This window comes from Micromonospora sp. KC606 (assembly GCF_004348675.1).
Classification (GTDB): domain Bacteria; phylum Actinomycetota; class Actinomycetes; order Mycobacteriales; family Micromonosporaceae; genus Micromonospora.
Genome location: NZ_SMKN01000002.1, coordinates 41626 through 58796 on the forward strand (window position 1 = coordinate 41626; position 17171 = coordinate 58796).

16 protein-coding genes and 1 pseudogene are annotated in these 17171 nt (G+C 67.9%); 14 read left to right on the forward strand and 3 right to left on the reverse strand.

Features of this window, described 5'->3' with window-relative positions; genetic code table 11:
• Positions 1-71: 71 nt before the first annotated feature.
• Positions 72-456: pseudogene (locus tag E1193_RS01155) on the forward strand (transposase); the annotation flags it as partial.
• A 54-nt stretch (positions 457-510) separates the two neighbouring features.
• On the opposite strand, the gene E1193_RS01160 reads toward E1193_RS01155, so the two are convergent.
• Both E1193_RS01160 and E1193_RS31635 read right to left on the reverse strand, forming a co-directional pair.
• Positions 511-969 carry a S26 family signal peptidase gene (locus E1193_RS01160; RefSeq protein ID WP_132179313.1) on the reverse strand — a complete coding sequence of 153 codons (459 nt, stop codon included), beginning with the start codon at positions 967-969 and terminating at the stop codon, positions 511-513.
• A gap of 44 nt (positions 970-1013) precedes the next feature.
• A complete protein-coding gene (locus tag E1193_RS31635) occupies positions 1014-1193 on the reverse strand; it encodes a hypothetical protein (RefSeq protein ID WP_165945562.1) in 180 nt (59 codons plus the stop codon).
• Between E1193_RS31635 and E1193_RS01165 the strand changes: the two genes are divergently transcribed.
• From E1193_RS01165 to E1193_RS01195, 7 genes are all read left to right on the forward strand, one after another.
• Complete coding sequence (locus tag E1193_RS01165; protein WP_347877001.1) at positions 1192-1662, forward strand: MauE/DoxX family redox-associated membrane protein; 471 nt, start codon at positions 1192-1194, stop codon at positions 1660-1662. The genes E1193_RS31635 and E1193_RS01165 overlap by 2 nt on opposite strands.
• Before the next feature lie 110 nt (positions 1663-1772).
• Complete coding sequence (locus tag E1193_RS01170) at positions 1773-2270, forward strand: TlpA disulfide reductase family protein (protein WP_132179317.1); 498 nt, start codon at positions 1773-1775, stop codon at positions 2268-2270.
• A gap of 83 nt (positions 2271-2353) precedes the next feature.
• The gene (locus tag E1193_RS01175; RefSeq protein ID WP_243707212.1) at positions 2354-4081 is read left to right on the forward strand and encodes an ABC transporter ATP-binding protein; all 1728 of its coding nucleotides are present in this window, start codon (positions 2354-2356) and stop codon (positions 4079-4081) included.
• Positions 4082-4083: 2 nt separating this feature from the next.
• Positions 4084-4854, forward strand: coding sequence for a BTAD domain-containing putative transcriptional regulator (locus E1193_RS01180; RefSeq protein ID WP_132179321.1), 771 nt, complete (start codon positions 4084-4086; stop codon positions 4852-4854).
• An 83-nt stretch (positions 4855-4937) separates the two neighbouring features.
• The gene (locus tag E1193_RS01185; RefSeq protein WP_132179323.1) at positions 4938-5159 is read left to right on the forward strand and encodes a hypothetical protein; all 222 of its coding nucleotides are present in this window, start codon (positions 4938-4940) and stop codon (positions 5157-5159) included.
• 105 nt (positions 5160-5264) lie between these two features.
• The gene (locus tag E1193_RS01190; RefSeq protein ID WP_132179325.1) at positions 5265-8108 is read left to right on the forward strand and encodes an ABC transporter permease; all 2844 of its coding nucleotides are present in this window, start codon (positions 5265-5267) and stop codon (positions 8106-8108) included.
• Positions 8109-8116: 8 nt separating this feature from the next.
• Positions 8117-8797 (forward strand): ABC transporter ATP-binding protein, encoded by a 681-nt coding sequence (locus tag E1193_RS01195; protein ID WP_132179327.1) that lies wholly within the window; start codon positions 8117-8119, stop codon positions 8795-8797.
• A gap of 558 nt (positions 8798-9355) precedes the next feature.
• On the opposite strand, the gene E1193_RS01200 is transcribed toward E1193_RS01195, so the two are convergent.
• Positions 9356-10012, reverse strand: coding sequence for a hypothetical protein (locus E1193_RS01200; RefSeq protein ID WP_132179329.1), 657 nt, complete (start codon positions 10010-10012; stop codon positions 9356-9358).
• 1103 nt (positions 10013-11115) lie between these two features.
• Between E1193_RS01200 and E1193_RS01205 the strand changes: the two genes are divergently transcribed.
• The 6 genes from E1193_RS01205 to E1193_RS01230 all read left to right on the forward strand — a co-directional run bounded on the left by E1193_RS01205 (position 11116) and on the right by E1193_RS01230 (position 17165).
• Positions 11116-13029: a CRTAC1 family protein gene (locus E1193_RS01205; RefSeq protein ID WP_165945569.1), complete on the forward strand. Its 1914-nt coding sequence runs from the start codon at positions 11116-11118 to the stop codon at positions 13027-13029.
• An 86-nt stretch (positions 13030-13115) separates the two neighbouring features.
• Complete coding sequence (locus E1193_RS01210) at positions 13116-14108, forward strand: enediyne biosynthesis protein UnbU (RefSeq protein ID WP_207922489.1); 993 nt, start codon at positions 13116-13118, stop codon at positions 14106-14108.
• Between the two features lie 60 nt (positions 14109-14168).
• A complete protein-coding gene (locus E1193_RS01215; protein ID WP_165945570.1) occupies positions 14169-14402 on the forward strand; it encodes an acyl carrier protein in 234 nt (77 codons plus the stop codon).
• Positions 14399-15610, forward strand: a complete 1212-nt coding sequence (locus tag E1193_RS01220; RefSeq protein WP_132179335.1) for a beta-ketoacyl-[acyl-carrier-protein] synthase family protein — start codon at positions 14399-14401, stop codon at positions 15608-15610. Before E1193_RS01215 ends, E1193_RS01220 begins: the two co-directional genes overlap by 4 nt.
• Positions 15607-16383, forward strand: coding sequence for a beta-ketoacyl synthase chain length factor (locus tag E1193_RS01225; protein ID WP_165945571.1), 777 nt, complete (start codon positions 15607-15609; stop codon positions 16381-16383). The genes E1193_RS01220 and E1193_RS01225 overlap by 4 nt, the downstream gene beginning before the upstream one ends.
• The gene (locus E1193_RS01230; RefSeq protein ID WP_279433281.1) at positions 16380-17165 is read left to right on the forward strand and encodes an SDR family oxidoreductase; all 786 of its coding nucleotides are present in this window, start codon (positions 16380-16382) and stop codon (positions 17163-17165) included. Before E1193_RS01225 ends, E1193_RS01230 begins: the two co-directional genes overlap by 4 nt.
• Positions 17166-17171: the final 6 nt, after the last annotated feature.

The following is a 17171-nucleotide window of genomic DNA, read 5'->3' on the forward strand; positions in this document are numbered from 1 at the left end:
AAGATAGTGTTCTCGGGGCTGCTGCCGCTGGTGGTCGACGACGTGACGGACGAGGGCGATCGGATACGGTCACTCGTGAGCCCGTCGATGTGCTGCCCGACCGTAAGGCCGCAACGCTGCAGACGTGGCTGCGTGAGCATCCCGGCGTCGAGGTGGTGTGTCGGGACTCCTCCGGCGCCTACGCCGAAGCGGTCCGCCGCGCCCTACCCGAGGCGCTGCAGGGCGCGGACCGCTGGCATCTGTGGCACAACCTCGCCGAGGCTGTCGGAAGAGAGGTCACCGCGCACAGCTCATGCTGGGCCACCGCCGGGCCACCACCCCAGGACGGCAAACGAGCCGTGACCACCCGGCAGCGGTGCAAGCAGGTCCACGACCTGCTCGACAAAGGGTGCCGGCCTGCTGGAATGCGCCCACCGGCTCAACCTCGGCCTCAACACCATCAAACGCTACGCCCGCATCACTCAGCATCGCCGAGCTGCACGCCGAAGGGCCTGCACCTGGAGTGGACGACTACGTAACGTTTCGTCGAAGTCTTGTGATCGCCACGCCCTCAATATCCCTTAATGGCACGAATCCCCATAGGCGTGAATCAACACTGTTGGGATGGTCGCCGAGTAACACGGTCATGCCAGCGGGCACCTGTCGCGAGTGACCGACGGCGGGGGCGACCAACTCCGGCACGGTGTCGCCCGGCAGTGCCGCCAGTCGCTTGACGAGCCATGTCGACGCCGGAGACCCGGCCACGGCGGCCCGGCGCCCGCCCTGCTGGTGGTGCGCGACGACGATGGCGCCCACGCGGAGCCGCTGCGTGCGGCGCACCAGCAGGCGGTCGCCGTGGGCGAGGCTGGGGCTCATGCTCTCGCCCATCACATCAATGATCATAAATCGATGACGTGCCGCGACGACACCGGCGACGGCTGCCGCGGATGCGATCGTTGCTGCGATCAGGGACGGTGAGGTGTCGGACATGCGCCTCCTTCGCCACGTGACTCTCTCGCCGATACGCTGGTAAATCAATCGGTTGACATCGCTGGATGGCAAAGGGTACGTTCCGGGAACCTACTCGCCGCTGGCGCATTGATGGCTAGTGCGATACGCAGGACATGGGGGAAAGTGTTGGGTGTTGCTTTCACTGCGGCCATGTTGACGATTTCTGGCGTTCTTGCGATATCCATATTCAGCAAGGTGCGCATGCGTGCGAGCTTCCGCGCGTTCGCCGACGCCGTGACCAGCCTGCAGATGATCTCCCCACGGTGGTCCCGTCCTGTGGCGACCGCGACGATCGCGGCCGAGACCGTGGTGCTGGCTCTGGTTGTCTGGCCACGTGGCGCGCCTGTGGGCCTGGCGGCGGCTGTCCTTCTCTTCGGCCTGTTCGCCGTCGTGCTCGCCCGGGCCGTTCGGCGGGAATCCACGACCGGTTGCCACTGTTTCGGAGCGACGAGCGCACCCGTCGCCTGGCGGCACGTCATGCGTAGCGGGCTCCTCGCCCTCGCCTCGTTCGGCGCTCTGCTGGGCGCGATCGCCGCGCCCGCGATGTCGCTGGGCAGCCTGGACCCGCCGCAGCTTCTGTTGGCGGTCTTCACCGCGGGCATGGTTGTCGCGGCGCTGGTCTGGCTCGACGACCTTACCTGGCTCCTGCGTGGAGCGACGCACGCGCGCTGAGCTCCCGCACGACCACATACGCATGGCAGGGCGCGACGTGTTGGCGCACTGATTCCAAAGAGCCCTCGAGCCAAGGAGCCACGTTGCTACTTCTCTCCATCGTAGTCGCCATGCTGGCGGCACTCGTTGTCGTCAATCTGGTGTTGAGTGCCGCGATCATCAGGCGGCTGCGCGAGACGGAGGCGAAGCTCATCGAGATGACGACGCCGGCCGCATCCGGGCTGCCGCTTGGCGGCGCGATGCCGGAGTTCGTGTCGCCGGACGGTCAGGTCTCCAGCGCTGACCTCGCCGGCGGCCCGGTCCTTGTCGGGTTCTTTTCCGCTGGATGCCGGCACTGCCCGGCTCAGGCCGAGGCGTTGGCTGACCGCGCGGAGGAGATCGGTGGCGGGGGTGTGCGGGTGCTCAGCTTCCTGACCGCTGGCGAGGGCGAGACCGACGACCTCGCCCCGACGTTGCGCAAGGCCGGTCTGCTCGTCACGGAGGGTGACACGAGCGCGATGATGACGACCTTCCAGGTGCAGGGCACCCCGGCGTTCCTGATGTTCGGCGACGACGGGCGGCTACTGGCACGGGGTCACGAGCTGAGCGAGGTGATCAACCCTCAGTGAGGCGGTCGGCATCGTTACTGCGGCGCGGGTTCGGTATCTACTTCGGCGCCGCGCCCCTGGCCGCGGTGGTGAGTATCGTGCTGATGGTGGTGGGCGGCTTGTCCGCGGTAGCCACCGCATGGTTCACCCGGGCGATCGTCGACGGTCTCACCGCCGACGACGGGTCGACGATCTGGGTTGGTGTCGCCGGGTTCGGCGTCCTGGCCGTTGTGTCGCCAGTCCTCCTGCACCTCTCCCAGTATGCTCAGCGGGATGCCGAACGCCGCGTGACGGTACGCACGCAACAGGAGCTGTTCGCTGCGGTGTCGGCGCATCCCGGCCTGGCCGAGCTGGAAGACAGTTCGTTCCATGATCGGCTTCGGCTCGCCCACGAGGCGAGCCGCTACGCGCCGACCCAGCTCACCACCGTGGTCCTGGCGATCGGGCAGGAGACGATCACCGTCGTGGCGTTCGGCGTCACGCTGGTGCGCTGGTCGCCGCTGGCGGGCGCGCTGGTCCTGCTGGCCGCCGTGCCCACACTCGTCGCGCAGATCCGCCTGGCCCGGATGCGCGGTGCGATGCTCGAACGCACCGTGCCGATGTTTCGTAGGCAGACGTTCTACGCGTCGCTCTTGCTCGACATGCGCGCCGCGAAGGAGATCCGGCTGTTCGGGCTCGGCGCATTCTTCGGGGGTCGGCTCCTTCGCGAGCTGCGGGCGGCCCAGACGCAGGAGCGCCACCAGGACCGTATCGCGCTGTGGGTCGACAGCGCGCTGGCAACGTTGACCGGCGTTGTGTCGCTGGTCGCGTTGGCTGTCTTCGTCTCACAGGTGGCGGACGGACGAGGCACTGTGGGCGATCTCGTGCTCGTGATCGCGGCACTGGCCGCGGTGCAGATGTCCGCGTCGGGTCTGGTCCGGCAGATAGCGACGCTCGGCGAGACCTTCATCATGTTCGGCCACTACGTCGACATCACTGCGGTCACCTGCGAGGCGCCGCGGTCCACCCCGCTGCCTGCTGTGCCGCCGCTGGAGCACGGCCTGGAGTTTGACGACGTGTGGTTTCGGTACGCTCCCGGCCACGACTGGGTGCTGCGGGGTCTCACGCTGCGCGTGCCGCGCGGCTCCTCCCTGGCGCTGGTCGGCGACAACGGCGCTGGGAAATCCACAGTGGTCAAGTTGCTGTGCGGTTTCTACACACCGACCCGGGGTGTCATCAGGTGGGACGGCGTCGATATCACCACGGTCGACCCGGCCTCCCTGCGCGCGCGCATCGGAGCGACGTTCCAGGACTTCATGTCTTACGAGTTCTCCGCCCATGACAACATCGCCGTCGGCGACGTCAGCGCACTCGACGACCGCACGCGGGTGCGTGCGGCGGCAGCCACGGCCGACATGGACTCTGTACTCGGAGATCTTCCCAACGGGTACGACACGATGCTGACGCGGGCCTTCAGCGATGGGGACGCACCCGGGGTCGGTGTGGTGCTGTCGGGTGGCCAGTGGCAGCGGCTGGCGCTCGCCCGGGCCGCGCTGCGCGAAGGCGCCGATGTGCTGATCCTCGACGAGCCGTCGTCGGGCCTCGACGTCGCCACCGAACATGAGATCAACCGGCGGCTGATGGCGCTGCGCCGTACCCACACCAGCCTGCTGATCTCGCACCGCCTCAACACCGTGCGGGACGCCACCAGCATCGCGGTGCTGTCCGGCGGCCGCGTTCTCGAACAGGGTAGCCACGACGAGCTGATGGCATCGGGAGGGCGCTATGCCGAGTTGTTCCGTCTCCAGGCGTCCGGTTACGACGAGTCTGTCGCGACGCGGGCGGTGATGTGAACGTGAACACCCAGACGTTGCTCCGGGTGTCGTTGCTGGGGCCGCTGGAAGTGACCGTCGGGGGCCAGCCCATGGCCATCGGCGGCTCGGGAAAGCGAGCGCTGCTGGCGACGCTCGCCCTCAATCTGGGCACGGTGGTCGGCGTCAGCCGGCTCATCCAGGTGATCTGGGACGATCGGCCACCGGCGACGGCCACGACGAAGCTACATGGCCACGTCTCCGCGTTACGGCAGAACCTTGTGCGGCTCGGTGGCCGGGAAGCCGTGAACGTGTTGCAGACCCGTCTACCGGGCTATGTGTTGTGCGCGCACCGTACGTCGACCGACCTGGCGCGCTTCGACGAGTTGACGCGGCGCGGTGCCGACGTGCGCCTTCCGGAAGGGGCCCGGCAGCGCGTCGCGTCGCTCTCCGCGGCGCTGCGGCTGTGGCGGGGCGGTGCCTGCGTCGACGTCGGGTCCGCCGAGGTGGCGGTCGTGGCGGCGGCACTCGACGAGCGGAGGTGGCGAGCGATGGAGGATCTCGCGGAGGCGCAGCTCGTGCTCGGCGACCACAACACCGTCATTGACGCGATGGCGCCTCTCGTACGCCAGTGGCCCTACCGGGAGCGAGCCTGGGAGCATCTCATAGAGGCGCACATGAGGCGCGGCGACATCGCGTCCGCCCTGGCCGCGCACGACCAGCTGTGCCAGCTCCTGGCCGCCGACCTCGGCGTCGCGCCTGGCCAGCGGATCGGCCGGCTCGTCAGCATGATTCGGGTGGGCAACGAGCGTTAGCGCACCGTTAGTGGATCGGTAGCAGCCAATGACATCGTGGCCCTGTCGGACACCACCGGCCCACGAAGAAGGAGCGAAAACGGATGGCGATCATCAGTAGGCTGGGCGACAAGCTGCTGGCCGCACTGCTGCCGAAGGCCACGGCATCCGCGTGCAACGTCTGTGTGCGCATCCGCGTCGGGTGCGGTGGTCCCTACTGTTACTACTACTACAATAAGGTGGTCGGGTCGCAGGTCCGCTGTTATGCCAACACTGCGGACTACTGCGACGCGCCATACGTCAGCAGCACCCCCGGCTGCTGCTGACCGTCGATCCACTATCGCCGGCCGGACACCTGTCCGGCCGGCGACAGCATGTTTGGAGGGCGCCGTGACCCCGGGCGTGGACGGATTGGTGACGTAGTGCTGGGGATGGCCCTGTCGCAGTGGCGGGTCCGGCTGCGCCGGTCATTGGCGCTGCTGTCGATGATCGCCGTCGCGGTGGCGGGATTCACGCTGCTCACCGGTGCCGCAGCGACCTCGCGTCTGGACACGGTAGGCACTGTCGCGGCCAACTACCGTCCCGTGTACGACCTGCTGGTGCGGCCCAAGGACGCCGTGCTGCCGCTGGAGCGGCAGCGCAACCTGGTCCAGTCGGGTCAGCTGGCCGGGATGCGCGGCGGGATCACCGTCGACCAGTGGCGGGAGATCCAGGCAGTGCGGGACGTGTCCGTGGCGGCGCCGGTCGCGGTGGTCGGGTACGTGATGCGGACGGTGCCCGTGACGATCGACCTGTCGGACGTGCTCGACCCGACCGTGGAGCGCCAGGTGCTGCGGGTGCAGCCGACCTGGGTGACCGACGCGGGGCTGAGCCAGGTTCCGGACGGGCCGGCATATCTCTACGTGACGCGCAACCGGCTGGACGTGGTGCCGAACAGCGAACTGAGGAGCGGCGGGGGCCTGCCGCCGCCGGAGGAGGTCGACGCCGACGGCCAGCGGGTCAAGATCTGCCCGGCGACGGAGACGATCGGCGAGGACGACTGGCTGCAACCGACGGATCTGCGCGCCCGGTCGTCATTGACGTGCGTCGGCGGTGTGGGGTCGACGGATCGGGAGGGAAAGGCCATGCGTCCGGCCGTCACCCTGGTGTGGACGGTGCCGTTCCTGATGGCCGCGGTCGACCCGGACTCGGAGGCGGCGCTCGCGGGCCTGGACCGGGCAGTCACCTCGGGCCGGTACTTCACCTCCGCGGAACAGCCCACGTCGCATCGCCTGGAGGGGATGCCGTATCCCTACTCGATGCTGCCGATCCTGATCGCGGACCGGCCCCGGGTCGACACGACCCTCGACGTCGACGTGCGGCGGCTGGACCCGCGCTCGGTGGACCTGGTCCGCACCTCCTCGGACGACCAGCGCCTGCGCGCTGCCCTGGGCGGCGAGTCCGGCATGCCGGTCACCCAGCGGTCGATAGCAATCGAAAAGCCCTACCGGAGCATGGTCGACCGAATGCTGAACCCCGGAGAGCTGGGCGTCGAGTACGACCTGGCGACGGCGAACACCATGTGGCTGCACACGTTCTGGACCGTCGGGCCAGCGAACACGACGCAGGCCGGAGATGGGCTGCGCGCCGAGCCGGCGCCGTACGACCTGAAAATCTGGGGCAAGGGGGCCGACGACGGCGGTACGTCACGCTACGTCCCGAGGGAGCTCGCCGACACCAGCGTGCGCGACGGCGTCGCCGTCCATCGCAACCTCGCCCACGGGTACCAGCTCAAGACCGGAGACGTCAACATGCCCGATGCCGCGCTGGGCGCGGTGGGCACCTTCGACCCGGCCAAGGTGTCGCTGGGCAGCGCGTTGTCGGCGGTGCCCATGGACACGTACTTCAACCCGGGCGCCGGCGGCGCCGACGAGGCGTCACGGCAGGCCCTGGGCGGCAAGCGACTGTCACCGAACGCGAATGTCACCGGCCTGCTGAGCCAGCCACCGCTGATGCTCACCACCATGCAGGCCCTGCCGGCCATCTTCGACCCCGGCGCCTACTCCACCGAGCCCGCCTACCCCGAGTACCAGCTCAACACCGCCGCACCGATCAGCGTGGTGCGGGTGCGGCTCGCCGGCGACGTCGGCATCGATGCTGTCTCCCGGGAACGGGTACGCGTGATCGCGGAGGAGATCGCACGCCGCACCGGCCTGCAGGTCGACATCACGCTGGGATCGTCACCCACCGCGGTGACGGTGCACTACCCCGCGGGCGACTACGGGCGGCCCGACCTCGCCCTGGCCGAACCGTGGGTGCAGAAGGGCGTCGCCGCCGTGCTCGTCCGCGCAGCCGACCGCAAGAGCGTGCTGCTGTCCATCCTGGTGCTCGCGGTGTGCGCGCTGGCGGTGCTCAACGCCAACACCGCCGCCATCCGCGCCAGACGCACCGAGCTGGGCGTCCTCGCCTGCCTCGGATGGCACCGAAGACAGCTCGCCCAACTGATGTTCACCGAGATCGCCGGCGTCGGCCTCGCCGCGGGCATCGCGGGCACCCTTTTCGCACTCGCGTTCGCGTTCGTCTTCGGGCTGAGCATCGCGTGGACCCACACACTGCTCGCCATCCCCGCGGCGGTGGCCCTTGCCCTGCTCGCCGGCGGCTGGCCAGTCTGGCGGGCCGCCCGACCGGACCCCGGTCAGACCATCCGCCCCGCCGCGCTTGGCATCGCCGTGCGCCGGCGAGCCCCGCGCCGGGTGGCCACCCTTGCCCTGGCAAACCTCGCCCGCACACCGGGACGCACCCTGCTCGGCGCGATGAGCCTGACGATCGGCGTCGCCGCGCTGACCATGTTGCTGGCGATCACGTTCGCGTTCCGCGGGGCGGTCACCGGCACCCTGCTCGGTGAGGTTGTCACCCTCCAAGCCCGTACCGTGGACCACATCGCCGTAGCGGTCACCATCGTGCTGGGCATCGTGTCCGTCGCGGACGTGCTCTATCTCAACATTTCCGAACGCGCGGCGGAGTTCGCCCTTTTCGGCGCCGTCGGCTGGACCGACGCCGTCCTGCGCCGTCTGGTTGTCATCGAGGCCATCGCCGTGGGCGTCATCGGCGGTACGCTCGGCGCCGCCGCTGGCCTCGGCGCGGCGGCGGCCTTCGCCGGCGGAATCACCACCCCGATCGTCTGGTGCGCCGTGGCCGCCCTGCCGACCGGCGTCGCCGTCTCCGCCGTATCGGTGGTCGTGCCGGTCGCCATGCTCCGCCGACTGCCCACCGCCCAACTGCTCGCCGAGGGATAGAAGACACGATGGAGCAACCGCTGGTGTTTCTGAAGGGGGTGCGGAAGAGCTTCCCGCTGCCCGGCGGCGCGCCGCTGGTGGCCGTCAACGACGTCGATCTTTCGCTCGACGCCGGCACCGCGGTCGCGTTGACGGGGCCGAGCGGGTCCGGCAAGTCCACGCTCCTGCATCTCATCGGCGCGATCGAGAAGTGCGACGAGGGCGTCATCGAGGTCGCCGGAGATCGAGTGACCGGCTTGTCCGGCCGGTCGCTGGCGGCGTACCGGCGGAGGATCGGGTTCGTGTTCCAACGGTTCCACCTGCTACCCGCACTCACCGCGCTGGACAACGTCATGGCGCCGCTGATTCCGTTCCGCGTCGAGTTCGACAAGGCGGCCCGCGCACGTGAGCTGCTGGCGATGGTCGGGCTCGCGGACCGGGCCGCCGCCCTGCCGTCGCGGCTGTCCGGCGGGCAGCAACAGCGGGTGGCCATCGCCCGCGCGCTCATCAACCAGCCGGTTCTGCTGCTGGCCGACGAGCCTACCGGCAGCCTCGACAGCCACACCGGCACAGACATCGTCGATCTTCTGCTTCGCCTGCGGGACGAGCACGGCACCACCCTCATCATCGCCACCCACGACGCCGACATCGCCGCGCGCTGCGACCGCGCCGTCCACATGCGGGACGGGTGCCTCACCAGCCTCGACTGAGACTGGAGCCGCAAAGCCTCGTCGAACCCGCTCATCGCTACGCCGCCGCCCGGTTCCCCCGGGAGCAGGCTCGCCTCTGGGGCCGTCGGGCTAAGCCAGGCCGAGCACCGTGAGACGGTACGGTGATGTGACCGCTTCGATGGACCTGATGTCCCGTGCGTTCGGGCGCCGCGTCCGGCGGTTCGTGCCGGCACGGAGGCGGCGTTCGGGTGGCGGGTCGTGGCGGCGAGCACCAGCAGGCGGTTCGGTGGCTCGCGCCACGGGTCGGCACCATGGTCGTCAGCGGAAGTCCTCCTGTCATGTCGTGCCGATGAGGCGGGACAGTTGGTGCTGCGGCGTTGATTTCGGCCACCCTGCGCACCACGCGTCGACCGGCCGCCCAGGTCGTGCACTGCGCCCGGCACGCCGAGCAGCGCCTGCAGCGGGTAGTGCGATACCTGGCCGGACGTACACTTGAGGTTCGACATCGAACCGCCGCCGCTCGGCTCATTGTCCAGATCGAAACGGGGACAGGTCGACAGCCGTGCCAGGTCTGGAGATAGGGGCAACAACTGCTCACTACCGCTGGTAGGCGCCACGTTTGTCATGATCGAGATCAATGTGAATGCTGACCCGTCCGCTGCGATGTTGGCGGGCGCTGATCTGGCGCAGCAGGACGGCGAGCGACTCCAGGTGTCGACTGCTGTCGATGCCACCAGCATCCAGCGGTTCAAAGCCAAGGGCCTCCGCGAGGACGAAGACATCTCGCAAGGCCAAGCTGTGGTCGCTGGCCACGGGCAGCGAAACCGGTGGCCCCTGGGAGCGTGGACCCTGCTCGACTACCGCCGCCGAGACCGTGTTGAAGGCCTTGGCGACCCGCCAACCGGGTGCCGCCTCGGCGATCCTCTCACCTCCCGAACGATCCGGCGGTGGGGAGGCGGCCCGCGTCATCGCCGGGTTCGTGACTTGCGTCATCGTCGGGTTGGTGACGTCTACGAGCGTGCGCCCTTCGCCGCGTTTTCCCAGCGGGCCACTCGCCATCGCGAGAGCGATAGGGAATGGCACCGCGAGGATGATCGCCGATGCCCAGTCGACGAGTTCGAACAGCTCCCGCTGATCCCTCGCCGCACCGCGACGGCTGCCGGCGCTGCACAGCTGCACGCCCAGATCGGCAGATCGCAGCCCGTGAGCCAGCGCGAGCCCCATTGGACCGGTTCCAACGATCCCGACGTTCATGCCGGCGCCGCTGCGGAATGCCGTTCGAGCGCGTTCTTCGGCTCGCCGTGCAGCCAGGAGGGGTCAAAGTCGCCCGCGGTTCGGCGTGCACATACCACCGCCTGCCCGCCCCGGGCTAGCAGCTGTGGCGATCCCGGCTCTAAACGGACATAGTCGAACCCCGTAGTGGTGTGATTGCCAACCATCTGGCGCAGCGTCATCCGAACCTCGATGCCGTCGAACGCCTTTGCTCGGCGTGGAACTCGGCCGGGCAGTCGACTGTCACCAGCGCCAGCCCCCTTCGCAGCGCGGCCAGCACAGCTGGCGCGTGGTCGGCGAGGAACCGCTCGTTCCCGTTGTGGTCTTAACCTCGACTTTTCCGGTGAAAACCTCTGGCACTATCGGCTCCCTTCAATGGGGGGTGCCGCAGTTGACCTCTGACATTTAGCACCGCTGCCGCGCTCCAGGCAAGGGGCTGAACGGCCGCAATAGCAGACCTGGCCCACGTCTGCCGCTTCCAGTCCATCGGCGCGTCGTCGGGCAGGTTGCTGGAGTGGACAGCCTTCCCTAGCAGGGCATGTGACAGGCTCACGGCGGGCTGCGAACGCGCCGTTATCGCCCAAACCGGGACCGCGACAAACCACTAGGGACCGCCAAATTCGGTCGTCGCGCGGCTTTTCGTGGCAGAGCTTTCTACCCCCTTGCGCTACACGCCGTGCTCGTGAAATAACGTCCAGAGTGGACGAGGTGGCGCGGCACGCCGGCCCCGCAGCGGACGGTTGCTGAGCAGGGGAGCGTCCTGGCCGCGTTCGGCCGACAGGCAACGGGGGTGATCAAGACAGCTGCACGCGACCATCGATTGACGCCTAGATGATCCTACTCCGTGACCTTACGGACGTTATCGGAAGGCAGTGGCAGGTGCGGAACGAGGTGGAGTTCTACACGAGCAGCACACGCCCCTTTGCAGGTCTATCTTCTTGGCGGATTTTGCGTTTACGGCGCCACCGCTGTCTTTCACTGAAGAAGACGCGATCCCAGCAGATTCTCCGTTTCCCCTCTGCGGACCAGTTGGCACTTGAGAAGATCTGGGGGCTTCGATGCCGATAGTTCCTCGGGGGCGGCCGGTGTTCCAAACGGCGCTCCTTGCGGTACCCCTCGTCGCGGTCGCGCTGGGGTTCATGGTCGCCCCTGCTTCGCCGAATTCGGCGAGCGCCGAGCCCCTTGCCCTGCGGGTTACCCCCATCGCGCCAGCGGTGGATCCGGCCCAGTCGCTCCGTAAGCTCAACCCCTCCGTCGACCACGTCGCGACGTGGATCAGCTCGGTCGGCGCCGGAGCGGCCATCGCTGATCTCGACGGCGACGCCCTCGCCAACGATGCCTGCCTTGTGGACCCGCGCTCGGACTCCGTCAGCCTCCACAAGGTGGCGGCTACGGGTCAGCCGGCGGTGACCCTGGTCAGCCGGGATGGGATCGTCACGGGCCCAGGCGCACCGGCGCTTCCCTATGAAGCGGACAAGCAGGCGCCGACGGGTTGCCGGCTCGCCGATATGGATGGCAACGGCTGGACGGACGCTCTTGTCTACTTCTGGGGACGCGGACCGGTCGCTTTCCTCAACCGCGGCGGCAGGACGTTCGAGCCACATGACGTGCTGGGCCGCGAGGGAGCCGGCCTCGACTGGTACACGAACACCGCGGTGTTCAGCGACCTGAACGGTGACGGCGTCCTCGACATCTTCATCGGCAACTACTTCGCAGACGGCTCTGAACTCCTCGACCAGGGCTCGTCGAGGACCGTCGCCATGAACGACTCGCTCTCACGAGCGTTCAACGGCGGCAGGAACTACGTGCTTCTCGGGCGGCCTGGATTCCCCGGTGTCTCGTTCGAGCTCGTCGCGGATGCCTTCTCGGACGATCACTCACTGGGCTGGACGCTTGCTGCAGCAGCCGCTGACGTCAACGGCGACTCGCTGCCCGAGCTCTACGTCGCCAACGACTTCGGCCCGGACCGCTTCTTCGTCAACCGGTCGGTCGACGGCAGGCTGGCGCTTCAGAACGTCGACGGCGGCGGCAAGGGGATTTCCAACCCGCGGTCGACGATGATCGGCCGAGACTCCTTCAAGGGGATGGGCGTCTCGATAGCCGATGTCGACCGCGACGGCGACTACGACATCTACGTCAGCAACATCACGCAGGAGTTCGGCCTGTTCGAGAGCCAGTTGCTCTTTCTCGGTGAGGGCCAAACCGATGACGGCGTGCCCACCTTCCGGCCAGGGGCCGAGACGCTCGGCCTTGCCCGAACGGCCTTCTCGTGGGACAACAAGGTGGGTGACCTGAACAACGACGGGCGAGCCGAGCTTCTACAGGCGACCGGCTTCGTTCGTGGCGCGGTGAACCGGTGGCCAGAGATTCAAGAACTTGCGCTTTCCAATGACGCGCTGATCGCTGACCCAGACGTATGGCCGGACCTGACGGGCGCGGACATCAGTGGAGAAGCCCCTCGGGTCGTGATGACACAGACCGAGGACGGGTATGCGAACATCGCTGAAGCCTCTGGTCTCGACGATGGGGGCCTGATGCGCGGAATCGCGCTCGCCGACATTGACGGCGACGGCGACCTCGACTGGGTCGAGGCGAATCAGTGGGCCGACTCTCGGCTCGTCGTCAATGGCTGCGACAAATGCGGCGCATTCGTCGGCCTCAGGATCCTTCGCGCAGCCAACGGCGCTCCTCGCCCCGGACAGGGCGATCAAGGTGCGCCCCGAGTGATACAGGGCCTTCGCCCGCCACACGAACTAGGGGGTACCGCCGCGATCGGCGCCTCGGCAACCGTCAAGACCGCCGACGGAACCGCCCTGCGCTCCTATGTCGACGGAGGCAACGGGCACGGTGGCCAAAGCAGCACCGACGTCCACTTCGGTCTCGGCACCGACCCGGCGGCACCGTCCACCGTTACCCTGACCTGGCGGGATACCGCAGGGAAGGTGCAAACCGCCGAGGTCGAGGTCGGCCTTGGTTGGCACACGGTGGTGCTGCCATGACCGCGACGGTGGCGCTCTCCCCTGCGCCTGCGAAACCACGCACCCGGCTTCGGGACCTACCAGCGAAGATCCGACCCTCGGACCCTGTGAAGCTGCGACTCGCAGCGCTGCGGCGATTCGCCGTCGCGATCACTGTGCTCAACGTCGCCGGACACCTGTTCCTCGGCTTCGAGCAGAGCATCGCCCAGTTGATCATCGCGGTGCTGACGTGCTACGCCACCGAGCTGGCGCTCGAGACGCTCGTGGCCGCGCGCGATGCGAGGCGGCCCAGCTACCTCGCCAACGCCGTCACTCCCTCCCCTCGCGAGCGGGTCGTCTCCCTCGTCAACTTCCTCCTCCCGGCGCACATCAGCGGGTGCGCGCTGGCGATGCTGCTGTTCATCAGCGATCGCCTCGATCTTTTCGCAGTCGCCGCCGTCATCGCGATCAGCAGTAAGTACATATTCCGGGTCCGGACCCAGCGCGGCGACAAGCATTACTTCAACCCCTCGAATTTCGGCATCACCGCCGTGCTTCTGCTGTTCGCCGGTACCGTCAGCATCGCGCCGCCGTACCAGTTCACCGAAAGCTTCGGCCACTTCGGCGACATTGCGCTCCCTGCGTTCCTCGCTTGCCTAGGGTTGTTCATCAACTTCATCTTCACCGGCAAGCTCCCGCTGATCTTCGCTTGGGTCGGCGGCTTCACGGTCCAAGCTGCGGTCCGCGCTGTCCTCATCGACGACACCTCGTTCCTCGCCGCGATGGCTCCGCTCACGGGGATGGCGCTCCTGCTCTTCACGCTGTACATGATCACCGACCCTGGAACGACACCCAGGTCGAAGGAGGGTCAGGTTGCGTTCGGGCTCTCGGTCGCCGCCGTCTACGGAGTCCTCATGGCCTTCCACGTGACCTTCGGCGTCTTCTTCGCGCTCACGATCGTCAGTGCATGTCGCGGAATCGGAATGTGGACCGCGAACACGGTCGCGTCGAAGCGGTCCGCCGCGGCCTCACGCCGCGCGTCCACGGTTCCGACCGGCAGCGGGACCTCACCGACGATCGTCAGAAGTCACGCCACGGAACAGATTCGTGCCGCTGATTGAGTCGGTCGACAAATGGTCCAGGTGCCCGCGCGCTACCGGGCAGGCCCGAAAAGGAGAGAAGTGGAACTCGCAGAGACACTTCGAGAGACGGTCGCGATGTTGGTCATGGTCGAGCCAGATGAGATCGAACTTGACACATCGTTCGCTGAGCTAGGGGTCGACTCGCTGGGCCGGCTTGAGCTCATTGCTCTCGTCGAGCAGCACCTTGGCAAGATCGTGCCTGAGGACCAGACTCCGCAGCTGGACAACATCAACGAGGTCGTACAGTTCGCCGAAGCGGTCGCGGCCGGATGATCGCCAGAACTCCGGTCGTCACCGGCCTCGGGGTCGTCAGTGCCGCCGGCATCGGAGCCGGGAACTTCTGGCTGGGGCTGCAGCGCGACACGCCTCGATTCCGTGAGGTATCGCTGTTCCCGACGGACGACCTGCCGAACCACGTCGCGGGCGAGATCGGGCCCTGGACGCCTGGCTTTGATCGCGTCGACGCCGATCAGCTCCACGCTGGCCGGACGGCCACGTTCGCGCTCGCGGCGCTGGACGAAGCGATCGCCGACGCCGGCATCGGCGGCGTCCGACCAGACCGCGTACTGGTCGGAACGACGGTCGGCGACGTCGCAGACCACGAGGGGCCACGGCGCGAAGCCATGCAGGCGGGTTCCGGTCGCCCAGGCTCCCTGAGCCTGGACGAGTCACTCCGCACGCGGATCGCGCGGCACGTTGGCGGCTCGGTCCCGACCGACCTGATTGTCACGGCCTGCGCCGCGGGCAACATGGCGCTGATCCGTGCGACACAGCTCATCGCCAGCGGCTCCGCCAACGTCGTGATCTGCGGCGGTGCGGAGGCGATCTCGCGGATGGCCTTCGTGGGATTCTCGCGAATGCGAGGCATGGCGCAAGAGCGCTGCCGCCCGTTCAGCGACGAACGAGACGGATTGCTGCTCGGGGAAGGCTCCGCCTTCCTGATCGTGGAGTCGGCGGCGCACGCTGCCGCCCGCGACGCGACCGTGCGAGCGACGATCGCCGGCTACGGACTCACCTGTGACGCGAAGCACCCGGCGGCACCGGATCCGTCCGGCGACGGCGTAGCTCGGGCAATGAAATCCGCGATCGCGGCCGCAGACCCATCCGAAGTCGCCTACGTCTGCGCCCATGGCACCGGAACGCCACAGAACGACGCAGCCGAAGCGGCCGCCTACTTGCAGGTGTTCGCTGAGCCCCGCCCGCCGATCAGCTCGATCAAAGCGCTCATCGGGCACTCTCTCGGCGCTGCCAGCGCGATCGAGGCGGTCGCCTGCGCGCTCGTGATCAAGCACCAGCAAACGATTCCGCAGTGGGGTCTCGACGGAGCCAGCACCTCGCTCGGCATCCGGCCAGCGACCGGCGGACGCGACGACGCGGCCCAGATCGACCTGGTGCTCAACAACGCCTTCGCCTTCGGCGGCAACAACACATGTGTCGGTCTACGGCGGCCAGAGGCTGCTTTGGAGGCGACCACCACATGACGAACGAGATCCACTGCTCCACGGCGACCATCGCCGCCGACTTCGACCTCAGCCAGGTCGCGAACCTCACGGCCCCTCCGGAACCACCGGCTGACCTCGCCGCCCTCGTTCGCCGATACCGGTCCTCGCGCTCCGCCGTCGTGGTGCAGGCTCTACGGGGTTGGCTCCAGCGAGCCAACCCCGACCTTCCCGAGCCCGACCGTCGCGGCATCGTTCTCGGTACGGCAACTGGCGCCGCTCCGGACATCGAGGAGTTCCTCGAAGAGTCGATCCGCGTGGGAGACCATCTCGTGAACCCCGCGCTCTTCCCGATGACCGTCCACAACGCAGCGGCCGGTAACGCGGCGATCGCCGCGCGATGTCGCGGCCCGAACGTCGTCGTGAGCGCAGGCATCGAGTCCGTGTGGTCGGCGCTCGTCGCAGCCCGCGGCCTGCTTCGCGACAACAGCGCGGACGTCGTGTTCGTCGGCGGTTTCGAGTCGCGGCGACTGGCGAACGGCACGACGGGCACCGTCGCAGCCCTCATCGCCGTCAGCGCAGACCCGACCACGCTCGGTGCGAACCACCTCGCGCCACTGAGCATGCAGCTGCACCGGGCGGGAGTTCTGCCGAGACCGTCGGCGGACGCGGGCTCATCCGAGGAATTCCTGCCAAGCGATCCTGGTGCGACAAGCGTTGTGGCGCTCGTCAGGTTCGCGAACGCGTTTGCTTCGAAGCCCGCCGGCGTGACCGAGCCGGGTGGAGTCGACGAGGCAGAGGCGGTAGTGCGGTGACGACACGGCCAGAGGACGACGCCCGCCCAACGACCCGGAGCCAAACGGCGCGGCCCGCAACGTTCCTCATAGGCGCCAGTGGCGATCTTGGCCGGGCGATGGCAGCCAGTTTCATCAACGCCGGCCACCGCGTCGCGCTCACATACAACGCGAACGAGGAGCCGATCCGGGACCTCCTGCGCCAAGCCGATCGGGCCGGGGTGGACAGCATCGCCAGCCAATGCGACACGCGGGATCCTGCGGCGATCCGCTCGACCTACCAGCGCTTCGTCGAGGCGCTGGGGCCGCCTGCCGCACTCGTCTACAGCGCCGGCATCCGACGCGATCGCCCCCTCCTGCACATGGCCGACGAGGACTGGACTGATGTTCTCGACACGAATCTCCGAGGAGCGATGCACTTCGTTCGGCTCGCCGGCGCGGATATGGTCCGTGCCGGATTCGGCCGGATCATCCTTATTTCCTCTGTTTCCGGGCAGGTCGGCGTTCCGGGTCAAGCGAACTACGGCGCGAGCAAAGGCGGCATGGAGGCAATGATCAGAGCCTTGACGCGAGAGTTTGGGCAGTTCGGCATCACGATCAACGGAGTCGCGCCGGGATTGGTGGAATCGGCGATGACCGCCGGTCTTCCGGCCGCCGTCAAGCGTGGCTATCTGAACCGAATCGCGCTCCGGCGTTTCGCAGAACCAGCGGATATCGCCCCACTCGTGAGCTTTCTCACCTCGGACGGCGCTCGATACATCACCGGTCAGACCTTCGTCGTCGACGGTGGGCTAACAGCATAGGGGGCG